A 13,777-nucleotide genomic window follows, 5' to 3' on the forward strand; every position below is an offset into this window, starting at 1 on the left:
GAGTTCATATGCAGATAGTTAAGCGTGTTTTTACATTACCCTTATTAGTATCGTTATGTGCGTCATTTACCATAAACGCATCTATTGAAAATGAGACATTTGATACACCCAAATTAAGCCAAGAAGCTCAACATGAAACAGCTTCTAAAAGAATGACCTCTTGGTTTTTAAGGTATCATTATAAAAAAACACAGCTAGATGACGAACTGTCTGCCAAAGTGTATAAAAAGTTTATTGAAAACTTGGATTACAACAAAAGTATCTTCCTACAAAAAGACTTAGATAATTTTGCTCAATATCAATATAAATTTGATGACGCAATTAAAGCCGGTAAATTACAATTTGCTTTCGAGATCTATGAAGAGTCTATCAAAAGACGTATTGAACGTTATGATTATTCTATAAAAGTACTCGACAGCAAGTTGGATTTTGAAAAAGACGATGTGTTTTATTATGACCGTGAAGATGCCGCATGGCCTCAAACGGTTGCTGAGCAAGATGAATTTTGGCGTCAAAAAACCAAGTATGACGCATTAAATTTAAAACTAGCTGGCAAAGAAATTCCGCAAATAAAAGAAACGTTAACTAAGCGATATACCAACGCCAAACGACGTTTATCACAAACACAAAGTGAAGATGCATTCCAATTAGTTATGAATGCATTTGCTACAAGCATTGAAGCACATACTTCCTATTTATCACCACGTCGCTCTGACCGATTTAATATCGATATGAACCTTGAGTTAGAAGGCATTGGCGCTGTATTACAACCGGTTGATGAATACACAGTCATACGCAGTTTGGTCCCAGGTGGTCCAGCTGATAAAACTGAAAAATTAAAACCAGAAGACAAAATCATTGGTGTTGCTCAAGGCAAAGACGATTATGTTGATATAGTCGGCTGGCGTTTAGATGAAGTTGTTGAGTTAATAAAAGGTAAAAAAGGCACAGAAGTTAGACTGCAAATAGTCCGTGGTGAAAATACCGGTGTTAACTCTAAAGAAGTGGCGATAATCAGAGATAAAGTTTACTTAGAAGATAAGTCAGTTGACTCGCATGTATTTGAACCGGTTACGAGTTCTATAGATAGTAAAATTGGCGTGATAACCGTTCCAAGCTTCTACAATAATGTGTCTGGCGATGTTAAAACTGAAATTAAAAAGTTAAAAGATCAAAACGTAAGCGGTATTGTTGTCGATTTGCGTGGTAATGGTGGAGGTTCATTAATTGAAGCTTCATTAGTGACCGGTTTATTTATCGATAAAGGTCCGGTTGTTCAAATACGTAATAGCGTTGGCAATATTGACGTAAGAGGGGATTACGATGGTGTTACTTATTACGGTGGTCCGTTAACCGTATTAGTAGACAGATATAGTGCTTCCGCTTCTGAGATCTTTGCTGCTGCATTACAAGATTATGGTAGAGCGTTAATTGTTGGTGAGCAAACGTTTGGTAAAGGCACGGTTCAGCAGTTTAAACCGTTAGAGAAAATGTATGACCGTTTTGATAAAAAACTGGGGTCGGTGAAATATACCATAGCTAAGTTTTATCGTATCAATGGTGGTAGCACGCAGCATAAAGGTGTAGTGCCGGATATTCTATTTCCGTCGGCGATAGACTCACCTGAATGGGGCGAAAGTCAAATGGATAATGCTTTACCTTGGGACAATATCCGTTCTGTGCAATACTCACCAACGCCTTCAATTAGATCACAAGTGAATGCACTAACAGAGCGTCATAACCTTAGAATTAAATCTGAGCCTGAATTCTTATATTTGAAAAACGATATCGAAGAATACAAAGAAGAAAAAGAACGTAACTTTATCTCACTTAATGAAAAAGTACGTTTGGCTGAAAAAGAAAAGAATAAGGCTAAAAACTTAGCTCGACTCAATGAACGTTTAACCCGTTTAGGTTTAGAAAAAGTAGAATCGCTAGATGAAGATACACCTAAAGAGTTAGATAAGTTAGATCCATTCTTAGAAGAAGCGGCTCAAATTATTGCAGACTTAATCTCTGTAGGACAATTTGCAAAAGTTGTAAAATAAACAAAATAGTTAATTAAAGAGCAGCCCCAGAGGCTGCTTTTTTGGTATTAAAATAAAAAAGTGTAACAGGCGATGAGATGAAACAAGCCTTAATATTTACAAACAAGGCACATTCAATCGACGTTAGTTTTACACACTGTTTGACCACATTAAAATCTGTGGTATTGGTATACATAAATTAGTAAATGATGAGCCCTTCATCATGTTATTAATATAATTATTATGTCTAGAAGGACTTAAGTTTTGAAATCAGTTAAATCACCAAGTTTTATTGATGCACTTATTCCGGTGCTATTTTTGGTTATCTTATTAGCGGTATCGGTTGCTATATACGGTAGTGATAGTTCGTTTGGTCCCAATCAAATAATTTTAATCCTAGCGGCTGGTGTTGCCAGTATCATAGGTTTAAAAAATGGCCTCACTTGGAAGGCAATTGAAGACGCCATGATCCATGGTATTTCAGTGTCCATGGGAGCAATTTTCATCTTGTTAGCGGTTGGTTCTTTGATTGGTACTTGGTTATTGTCAGGTACGGTTCCAACATTAATCTATTTTGGTTTACAAATATTAAGCCCCGATTGGTTTTATGTTGCAGCTTGTTTATTAAGTGCAATCGTGGCAATGAGTATTGGCAGCTCTTGGACTACAGCGGCCACTATTGGTGTTGCGCTAATGGGGATTGCAAATGGTATAGGCGCTGAGCCTGCAATTGCTGCTGGTGCGGTAATATCTGGTGCGTACTTTGGTGATAAGATAAGTCCTTTATCTGAAACTACAAATTTAGCCCCAGCAGTAGCTGGTAGTGATTTGTTTAGCCATATTCGTCACATGTTATGGACAACGGTTCCGTCGTTTGTGATTGCCTTAATTTTATTTACCATTCTAGGTTTTACCGAAGATCGTGTGGCTGCTAATGTATCAGTTGATAGTGTGCAAGATATCATCTTAGCTAATTATAACGTATCCATGTTTAATCTAATTCCATTAGTCCTACTTGTTATCATGGCTCTTAAGAAGCTGCCAGCGTTTCCTTCTATTTTCATCGGTGCATTAATTGGTGCCGTATGGGGATTTATATTCCAACAAGAGCTATTGGCGAATATTGCTAATAGTACTTTGCTGATTGACCATATATCTATTATCTGGACGGCGATGTTTGATGGTTTCTCCATAACCACGGGTGATGATGTTATGGACAAGTTGTTAAGCGGTGGTGGTATGTCTAGCATGCTGAACACTACTTGGTTGATTATGACGGCATTGATGTTTGGTGCGGTAATGGAAAAAGTAGGTTTGTTGGCTGTATTTGTACAAGGAATTTTAAAAGCCGCTAAATCAACAGGCTCATTAATAACCTCAACCATATTTACTGCGTTTGGCACTAATTTAATTACGGCCGATCAATATATGTCGATTGTTATGCCTGGTCGTATGTACAAAGAAGAATATGAACGCCGTGGGTTAGATAACGTTAATTTATCTAGAGCATTAGAAGATGGTGGAACAATTACCAGTGCATTAATTCCATGGAATACGTGTGGCGCATACATGGCTGGTGTTTTATTGGTTAGTCCATTGGATTATTGGCAGTTTGCGTTCTTTAATTTAATAAACCCTGTTTTGGCAATCGCATTTGCGTATATGGGTTTTAAAGTTTTAAAAAATAAATCTGAAATTATAAGATAAGCAGTGCCAACGGCTTATCTTATAAGTAAACTTGGTCCGTTTAATTGATTTTCTCATTAAACGTTTTTACCGTTCAAATTCCTGCAAGTGACCTCTATGACTACTGAAGCAAAATACTTAAAAGATTATCAACGTCCAGATTTCTTAATTCCAGAAACAGAATTGTTTTTTAATTTAGATGATGAAAAGACCTTAGTACGCAGTAAATTAAACGTGGAGCGAAATGGCTCTCATAATCGACCACTTGTATTAGATTGCCAGGTGAAACAAGTATTAAGTGTCGCCATAGATGGGGTTATGGTTGAATTTAAGGTTGGACAAGAGCAACTGTTTGTTGATGTTCAACAGCAAGTATTTGAATTAGAAATTGAAGTCATTGTTGATCCTATTAACAACACGGCATTAGAAGGTTTGTATAAATCGGCTGGTGTATTTTGTACACAATGTGAAGCTGAAAGCTTTAGGCGTATTACCCCTTATTTGGATAGACCTGATGTATTGTCAGTATTTACGGTTACTATTTTTGCTGATGCTGAGTTATATCCGCACATGTTATCAAACGGTAACCTCGTTGACTCAGGTGTAGTGTCTGAAGATGATGAAACTAACCAACAAATCAGTTGGGTGAAATGGCATGACCCACACCCGAAACCCAGTTATTTATTTGCCTTAGTCGCTGGCGACTTCGATTTATTAACGGATGAATTTGTTACTCATTCAGGCCGCAAAGTAGACTTAGAATTATTTGTAGATAAAGGCAATTTACACTTAGGCCATCATGCAATGGCATCTCTGATCAAGTCGATGGCATGGGATGAACAAAGATACGGACTGGAATACGATTTAGACAAATACATGGTTGTAGCTGTCGATTTCTTTAATATGGGCGCGATGGAAAATAAAGGACTGAATGTATTTAACAGTAAATATGTGTTGGCCGATTTAAATACAGCAACAGACCCTGATTATCATGGGATAGAAGCGGTTATAGGGCATGAGTATTTTCATAACTGGACAGGTAATAGAGTAACCTGTCGTGATTGGTTTCAATTAAGTCTTAAAGAGGGACTAACGGTTTTTCGTGACCAACAATTTAGTGCCGACATGGGCAGTGAAGTATTAGAACGAATAAGCCATGCGAACATCATTAGAACCATGCAGTTTGCTGAAGATGCAGGTCCAATGGCACATCCAATAAGGCCAGAAAAGGTTATAGAGATGAATAACTTTTATACAGTGACAGTCTATGACAAAGGCGCTGAAGTTATTCGCATGATGCACAGTCTATTGGGTGAGTCTGGTTTTAGGGCTGGCATGGATTTGTATTTTAAACGTCATGATGGCACAGCCGTCACTTGTGATGATTTTGTTTCTGCGATGGCAGATGCAAACAACAAAGATTTAACTCAATTTCAAAATTGGTACTCACAGGCTGGAACCCCAAGTGTCGTTGTTACAGAGCGTAAGACAGACAAAGGTATTGAATTAACATTATCGCAATCATTACCAACACGACCACCTGAAGAGCAACACAAGCCGTTAGTGATCCCGGTGAAATATGAATTGATAGCGAATGAAGGTGGGCAAAGCTTAGAGCGTGGTACGATTATTTTTAATCAGAGAAAGCAAACGTTTACATTTGATTGTTCGGTCCCTGCAACATTGGTTTTATTTGAGAATTTTTCAGCACCAGTTAAAGTTCAAAGAAAGCTGAATCAAGCACAGCTTATTCATATAGTAAAATATGCAACTGATGAGTTCTGCCGTTGGGATTCGATGCAATCCTTATGGTTGCAACAAATCAATGGGAAAAGTGACGATTCACAAGGTTTAATTGATGTCATTGAATACCTAATCAACAATGACGATATCGCACCGTCAATTAAAGCTGAGTTGTTAACACTACCAAATTACACCAGTATTGCTGAAACGTTTGATGTCATCGACCCTGCACATATATTGACGGTTAAAACGGCAATTACACAGGAAGTTATCGCTTCTTTATTCCCAGCTTTTATCCGTTTGTTATCTGGGCTTAAGAATATTGAAGATGGGTATGTACAAAGTCATGTTGCCCAACGTCGTTTAAAACACGTGTTATTAACCTATTTATCGTATAGCGACCATGCTGAAGTGGAAGATATTATCCGCCAGGTATACTTAAATTCAACAAATATGACTGAAAAAGTATCAGCGCTAGAAGCTGCTAGAGTCTATTCTTCAGACTTATTAGAGCAACTATTAGCAAAAATGGACGCAGAATTTAAAGGTAACGTTTTAGTGTTTGATAAAATGACATCAGCTATTGCTCGATTACCAGTAAATGATGTTTATCAGAAAATGCAATTATGGTCAGAACACGCGTTATTTTCTGATAAGAACCCAAATCGTATTCGTTCCTTGTATGGGGCTTTTGTTATGCAAAACCCAGAGCAATTTCATGATGACAGCGGGAAAGGGTATCAATTCCTGACTCAACTATTGAAAAAGTTGGATAAATTAAATCCTCAATTAGCATCAAGAATGATATCGCCATTATTAAGTTGGAAACGTTACGAGCCAACAAGAAGTGCATTGATGAAACAACAATTAGATGAATTAAATGGATTAGATTTATCTAAAGATTTATTTGAAAAAGTGAGTTCTGCGTTAGGTTAGTTATGACACGTAAATTTAGATTTTATTTAACATTATCGCCGGCAGAGTGTCGTCAATACTACGAAGGGTTTTATAAATCGATACAAGTAGTTGCTCATACCGGTCAACGAATCCAGTTTCCTGCAGAGCATATTCGTTCTTTTGTAACCACAAGTGGAATCAACGGATTGTTCGAACTTGAACTTGAATCCAATAATAAATTTAAATCTTTGCAAAAACTCTCTAACTAACGGTATTTTACGGAATAAATACTCTAATAATAATTAAATATAGCGCTTGCGTGCTTGTTAAAATGGTGTAATTATTAGGACAATTACGCTCATCCGATGAGCTTAATATCCTCACTTATAAATATAAAAAATAATCTTGAGAGGACAAGGGGAGAAAAATATGTCTAGAGGGGCGAAAAAGTCTGCTTTAAAACCACTTGTTACAAGTATTGCTTCAGCAATCATTGCTATGCAATCTTTTGGCGGTCATGCAGCAAGTTTTGAACTTGGTAATTTTGATATACAATTTGATTCAATTTTCTCTGCTGGTGCGTCGTACCGTATTGAAGATAGAGATTTTAGTCTGATCGGTAAATCTAACAATCAGTTGTTCGACTGGTCAGGTTATAAAGCCACTGCACCGCAATACGCCAATACTGAAATTTGGCCTACCTACGGCTCTTATTCAACCAATGGTGATTTATCAAACTTAAATTACGATCCAGGCAAAGCATTTTCACAAGTTATCAAAGGTTTGCATGATTTAAGTATCGATGGCGACGGTTACGGCGCATTTGTACGTTTTATGTATTATAAAGATTTTGCTGTTGAAGGAATTGGTTATAAAGATCCAGTTTCTGGCGTTAGTTTTGATCCTTGTGTTGATTCAGAAGCTAAAGAGTTAGCTTGTGAAGATTTCCGTTTCTTGGATATGTACGTTTATGCAAACTTTGAAATAGCTGATAAACCAATTTCAATTAAAGTTGGTGAACAAGTTTTATCTTGGGGTGAAAGCACACTTATTCCTCATGGTATCAACGTGGGTGCTGTTGACGTAGCTCGACTAAAAACTCCGGGCTCAGATTTAAAAGAAGCTTTTATTCCAACCGGAATGGTTTGGGCTAATATTGGCTTAACTGATAGCTTATCATTAGAAGCTTTCTATCAATACGAATGGCAAGAGTCGCGTTTAGCGGTATCAGGCACTTATTTCTCTACTAATGATTTCATATCTGCAGGTGGGGCATTAAATGGCGTGCAATTAAACTTTGCGTCAAACCCTGACATGAACCGTGCGGAATTAATTAACCAACTAAACGATTTAAGACCTTTAATTGCTGCTAATCCAGAACTTGCTGGAAGTGCTTATTTAGCATACCCAACAAAATATGCACTAAGAACCGCGGACTTAGATCAAGAAGCGAAAGATTCAGGCCAGTTTGGTGTTAAATTAGGTTGGTTTGCTGAAGATCTAAATTACACAGAATTTGGTTTTTATTACATTAACTACCATAGTCGTCGTCCATTAATATCTGGTGGTGCATCAGACTTTACTAGTGCCGCTATTATGGAAGATTTAACGACGATAGCGACTCAAGGTGTAAGTGTTGATAATATCAGTTCATTAAATGCCTTTACTAAAGCTGCTGTATATTTCCCTGAAGATATTCAATTATTTGGTTTCAGCTTTAACACCACAGTTGGTACGACTGCTGTATCTGGTGAAATATCTTATCGTCAAGATGAACCTATTCAAATTGATGATGCTGAGTTGTTATTTGCTGCTATGCCGGAGCAGTTAGCTAATGCAGGTTTACGTGGTGAACTAGCGGGTATCTCTCAAATGGGTGATCACGAAGTTGAAGGTTGTGATATACCTTTAGGTGGCGTTCAACCAGGTGCAACGGCCAATGGTTATTGTTTAGTAGACTCAGTTCAAGCTCAATTCACACTAATTCAGTCATTTGGTCCTACATTAGGTCTAGATAACTTAAATGGTGTGGCTGAATTTGGTTACATCACTATTAATGATTTCCCAGATCACGATATAATTCGTTTTAATGCTCCGGGAACTGCACGTTCAGGCGCTACCACTGATGATATTTCAGCGGGTGTTCTAGCGGGTGTGCAAAATGGTGTTGATCCTGAACCAAACTTCCCAACAGAAGATGCTTGGGGTTACCGTTTAGTTTTAGCGGGTGAACTTAACCGTGTATTTGGTTCGTTTAATTTAAAACCAAAAGTTATTTTCTCTCACGATGTTGATGGTATAACACCAGATCCATTATTCCTTTTCCACGAAGATAAAAAGTCAATTAGCATGTCTATGGACATTGAATACCAAAATGTTTCATTTGGTATGGCCTATAATGCATTTTGGGATGGCGTTGGTACGATTAACCAAATGGCCGATCGTGACTTTGTTTCTTTCAATATTAAATATTCACTATAAGGGATGTTACTTACTATGAAAAAGATCACCTTATTGACCTCTGCACTAACTTTTGCATTAGCATCAGTTGGCGCGAGTGCAAAAATTAGTTCTCAAGAAGCTGCAAAACTTGGTGGCGAGTTAACGCCAATGGGCGCGGTTAAAGCGGCCAACGCTGACGGTTCAATCCCTGCTTGGAATGGCGGTATTACTACCCCTCCGACTGGATATACTCCGGGTATGCATCATCCTGACCCATTCTCTGGAGATAAAATACTTTATACCGTTACTAATGCGAACAAAGAACAATATAAAGATTTATTAACACCAGGTGTAAGTAAAATGCTTGCAACCTACCCAGATACTTATAAGTTAGATGTCTACCAGACTCGCCGTACAGCGTCATATCCTAAATATGTTTATGATGCAACTAAAGCGAATGCGACTAGTGCAGAACTTGTACAAGACGGTAATGGTATTAAAGGCGCGGCGATTGGTATTCCATTCCCTGTACCGGCTAACGGTTTAGAAGTTATTTGGAACCATATCTTACGTTACCGTGGTGTTTCTGCCATACGTAACGGTGGCCAAGCTGTACCTACAGCAGATGGTGATTACACTTATATTGGTTTTGATGAGTCGATAATGCTTGATTACTCTAAGCCTGATGCAACGGCAAAAGAGTTGGAAGAAAGTAATATCTTATTCCGCTTTAAACAAAAGATCACAGAGCCAGCTCGATTAGCAGGTACCGCTCTATTAGTTCATGAAACAATGGACCAAATAAAACAACCTCGCCAAGCTTGGACTTATAATGCTGGGCAACGTCGAGTTCGTCGTGCGCCAAATGTTGCATATGATGCACCTGGATCAGCAGCTGATGGTCTTCGTACAACAGATGATTTTGATATGTATAACGGCGCACCAGATCGCTATACATGGAAATTAAAAGGCAAAAAAGAAATATTAATTCCTTACAACAGCTACAAACTGCACAGTGATTCATTACAATATGATGACATTATCAAACCTGGACATATTGCAACGGACGTTGTTCGTTGGGAAAAACACAGAGTTTGGGAAGTAGAAGCTGAACTTAAAGACGGTATTAGCCATGTTTACAAAAAACGTGTGTTCTATATTGATGAAGATAGCTGGCAGGTATCAATTGCCGACATGTACGACAATCGTGATGAGCTATATCGTGTAGCTGTAGCTTATGGTATTAATTACTATGAAATCCCAACACATTGGAGTACGTTAGAAGTCTATTATGATTTAGATTCTCGTCGTTATATCGCGATAGGTCTAGATAATCAGGAAGATATGTATGACTTCCAGACTGAGCAGCAAGAAAGAATGTATACACCAGCTGCGTTAAGGCGAGAAGGGAAGTAACTCGTTATATAAAAACGGTTGGATTTTCCAACCGTTTTTATTTGTCCTTTATTTCAATGCCTCGTTATTATTTATCACGCACTATTTATCAAAAGTTATTAATCTATGAAGTCACCTATGTTGAATACAATGTTTAAAAATATCCTCTCAATTATGTTTGTTGGCACAGTATTTACTGCTGTTGCACAACAACCTACAGCCGCAATGAAATCAAAATTAGCACAAAATCAACTAATGACAGATATTACGCTTGCGGGTTCTAAGTTGGTTGCGGTAGGTGAAAGAGGACATATATTAATTTCTGAGGATGGTGAGCAATGGCAGCAAGCAAATGTTCCTGTCAATGTATTGTTAACGTCAATTGATTTCAAAAACGATAATGTTGGTTTTGTAACTGGTCACGATGCAACCTTATTAAAAACCACAGATGGTGGTTTAAACTGGTCAATTGTGAATTATCAGCCAGAGCTTGATAAACCATTACTAGATATTAAAGTCCTCAATAATAATGTGATTGCTGTTGGGGCGTACGGCCTATTCTTGCAATCGACAGATGCAGGAGAATCATGGCAGGACTCTTTTCAAGATGAATTATTAATTGAAGACGATCGACTTTATTTAGAAGAATTAAAAGAGTTCGAACCAGATACCTATATTAAAGAAAGACAATATATGCTGCCGCATTTCAATAGCATCAATGTGATAGGTGAAGAGTTATATATAGCAGGTGAAGCAGGCTTTTTGGCAAACAGTGATGTAAATGGCGCAGATTGGCAGGTAATTGAAACTGATTATTTTGGTTCTTATTTTTCCATAGTTAAAGTGGAAGAGTCATTATTATTAGCCGGATTACGCGGTAATTTGTTTAAAAGTGAAGACGACGGTGAATCTTGGCGCTTATTAAACACCGGGGTTAAAGCAACCATCAACTCGGCCTTTAAAGATAGCCAGGTTACGTATTTTTTCGCTAATTCTGGAAATGTTTTTTATACCTTAGATAATGAAGTAATTAACAATTATGTACTCGATGATGGTAAAGCGGTAATGGCAGGTGTTGTACTAAATAACTTTGTATATCTAGCGACAGAAGCGGGCATTAAAAAAGTCCCTACCAGCGAATTCACTTCAAATAAAGCAAGAGATTAAATAGATGTTTGTTAAAAGTATAGAGCAGTTCTTATTCAAGCAACGAGCCTTTGTTATTGGCATTTTTACAGCGATAACGTTGGTTTTAGGTTATCAAGCTTCCAATATTCACTTAGATGCTTCATTCAATAAAAATATTCCACTCAACCATGAGTATATGAAAACCTATGTTAAACATAGTGCTGATTTCGGTGGCGCAAACTCTATCTACATTTCGGTGTGTGATAAAGAAGGGGATATATTCAACCCTGAGTTTTTTGAGTCTTTAAAAGCCGTTCATGATCAATTATTTTTTATTCCTGGGGTTAATAGAACTTTAGTATCTTCATTATATTCACCATCTACACGTTTTATCGAAGTGGTTGAAGATGGTTTTGCCGGTGGTCCAGTTATTCCTGCAGATTTCCAAGCAGACAAAGCTGGTTTAAAACAAGTTAAACAAAATATTGAAAAAGCAGGAATAATCGGACGTATGGTTGCGGATGATTATTCGTGTGCGATGGTTTCTAGCCAATTGTTGGAAACCAATCCAGATACAGGTGAAAAACTTGACAGTATCGCCTTAGCACAACGTTTAGAAACTGAGATAAGAAGTCAGTTCGAAAATGATAAAACATCCATACACATCATTGGTTTCGCTAAGATGATTGGTGATGTTGCATCAGGTGCAAAAGACGTTGTTATGTTTTTTGCAGTGGCCATTGTGATCACTGCGTTAATGGTTTGGATATTTATCCGCTCAACGGTATTAACAATATTACCAATAGTGTGTTCTATTATTGCCGTAATCTGGCAGTTGGGTATGTTAAACACCTTAGGGTTTGGATTAGATCCTATGTCTATTTTGGTACCGTTTTTAGTCTTTGCTATCGGTGTGAGCCATGGTGTGCAAATGATTAACTCCATTGGTAAACGAGTACATGAAGGCTTTACCGCAAAACAAGCCTGTAGCGCTAGCTTTTGTACGTTATTAATCCCTGGTGGAATAGCGTTAATGTCTGACACAGTTGGCTTCTTAACACTATTAACTATTGATATAGGGATAATCAAAGAGTTGGCAATTACCGCCAGTTTAGGTGTGGCAGTTATCATATTTACCAACTTATTTTTAATGCCGGTATTAGCGTCTTATATTGATTTTGATAAGCGATTCAAAGCGTTGCCCGCCGACAGTCACGACCATTTATGGCGTGCCATGTCTAGTGTAACTAAACCTAAAAATGCAGCAATTATTTTAGCCATTACCGCAGCGTTATATGGATTTGGTTGGGTTAAAAGCCAAGAGATGAAAATTGGCGATATGAAAGCGGGCGCACCTTCGTTACATGAAGAAAGTCGTTATAACCAAGATACGTTTTTAATTACCGATCGTTATGCAATTTCAACCGACATTCTAAAAGTCATTGTTGAGATCCATGATGATAATCCAGATGACGAAAAAACGTTCGATTGTACCAGCCATCAAACCATGGACTTGATTGACCAGTTCCAATGGCGTTTAAGTAACGTAGAAGGGGTTCAGTCAGCAATTAGTTTATCGACAGTTGCGAAAGTTGTTAATACCGGTTACAACGAAGGCAATTTAAAATGGCGTTCATTGCCACGTAATAGCTCGACATTAGTGCAATCGACTGCTCGTATTGAAACCAGCACTGGGTTATTAAACCGTAACTGTAGTGTGATGCCTATCGTATTGTTTTTAGAAGATCACAAAGCTGAAACGATTGAACGTATTATTACTGAAATCAAAACGGCTAAATCTGAAATGGAAACTGACCAAGTTAAGTTTATGCTGGCATCAGGAGCCGCAGGTGTTATGGCAGCAACAAATGAAGCCGTAGAAGCCGCTCAAGTGCCAATGCTTTGGTATGTGTATGGAGCGGTAATTATATTATGTTTAATTAGTTTCCGTTCTGTTAAAGCCACCGTTGCTGTAGTACTGCCATTGTTTGTGGTCTCGACATTAGCCCAAGCATTAATGACTTACTTAGAAATTGGATTAACGGTTTCAACCATGCCAGTTATTGCCTTAGGTGTTGGTATTGGTGTGGATTATGGTATTTATATTCTATCCACCATGATTGATGCATTAAGAAATGGTAACAGCTTAACGCAAAGTTATTTTTTAGCCCTTAAAGAACGTGGTAGTGCTGTATTATTCACTGGATTGACCTTAGCAATAGGTGTAAGTACATGGGTATTCTCAGCCCTTAAATTCCAAGTTGATATGGGTATATTGTTAACCTTTATGTTCTTAGTGAACATGTTGGGGGCCGTCATTATTTTGCCTGCTTTGGCATCGGTTCTTTGGCGTAAAGAAAAGTAAACAAATAAAATGTGATTATTTTATTTAGTTTTTTGTGAATAAATATATTAAAAAGCGGCGTAAAGCCGCTTTTTTATTTACCCCTCTGCATATC

Annotated in this window: 8 protein-coding genes; all 8 read left to right on the top strand. The window is 37.7% G+C overall.

Features of this window, described 5'->3' with window-relative positions; all coding sequences use genetic code 11:
* Positions 1 to 8: 8 nt before the first annotated feature.
* Positions 9 to 2,048 carry a carboxy terminal-processing peptidase gene (gene prc, locus RT723_RS17100; RefSeq protein ID WP_315948351.1) on the top strand — a complete coding sequence of 680 codons (2,040 nt, stop codon included), beginning with the start codon at positions 9 to 11 and terminating at the stop codon, positions 2,046 to 2,048.
* Between the two features lie 243 nt (positions 2,049 to 2,291).
* Positions 2,292 to 3,734, top strand: coding sequence for a Na+/H+ antiporter NhaC (gene nhaC / locus RT723_RS17105; protein WP_315948352.1), 1,443 nt, complete (start codon positions 2,292 to 2,294; stop codon positions 3,732 to 3,734).
* A 96-nt stretch (positions 3,735 to 3,830) separates the two neighbouring features.
* The gene (gene pepN / locus RT723_RS17110) at positions 3,831 to 6,392 is read left to right on the top strand and encodes an aminopeptidase N (RefSeq protein ID WP_315948353.1); all 2,562 of its coding nucleotides are present in this window, start codon (positions 3,831 to 3,833) and stop codon (positions 6,390 to 6,392) included.
* Between the two features lie 2 nt (positions 6,393 to 6,394).
* Positions 6,395 to 6,622: a DUF2835 family protein gene (locus tag RT723_RS17115; protein ID WP_216053532.1), complete on the top strand. Its 228-nt coding sequence runs from the start codon at positions 6,395 to 6,397 to the stop codon at positions 6,620 to 6,622.
* A gap of 160 nt (positions 6,623 to 6,782) precedes the next feature.
* Positions 6,783 to 8,834, top strand: a complete 2,052-nt coding sequence (locus tag RT723_RS17120; RefSeq protein WP_315948354.1) for a DUF1302 domain-containing protein — start codon at positions 6,783 to 6,785, stop codon at positions 8,832 to 8,834.
* A gap of 15 nt (positions 8,835 to 8,849) precedes the next feature.
* Entirely contained in the window at positions 8,850 to 10,211 is a 1,362-nt protein-coding gene (locus tag RT723_RS17125) for a DUF1329 domain-containing protein (protein ID WP_315948355.1), read from the top strand.
* A gap of 129 nt (positions 10,212 to 10,340) precedes the next feature.
* The gene (locus tag RT723_RS17130) at positions 10,341 to 11,357 is read left to right on the top strand and encodes a WD40/YVTN/BNR-like repeat-containing protein (protein WP_315948357.1); all 1,017 of its coding nucleotides are present in this window, start codon (positions 10,341 to 10,343) and stop codon (positions 11,355 to 11,357) included.
* Between the two features lie 4 nt (positions 11,358 to 11,361).
* A complete protein-coding gene (locus tag RT723_RS17135) occupies positions 11,362 to 13,683 on the top strand; it encodes an efflux RND transporter permease subunit (protein ID WP_216053536.1) in 2,322 nt (773 codons plus the stop codon).
* Positions 13,684 to 13,777 lie beyond the last annotated feature (94 nt).

It is taken from the genome of Psychrosphaera aquimarina (assembly GCF_032461525.1).
Classification (GTDB): domain Bacteria; phylum Pseudomonadota; class Gammaproteobacteria; order Enterobacterales; family Alteromonadaceae; genus Psychrosphaera; species Psychrosphaera aquimarina.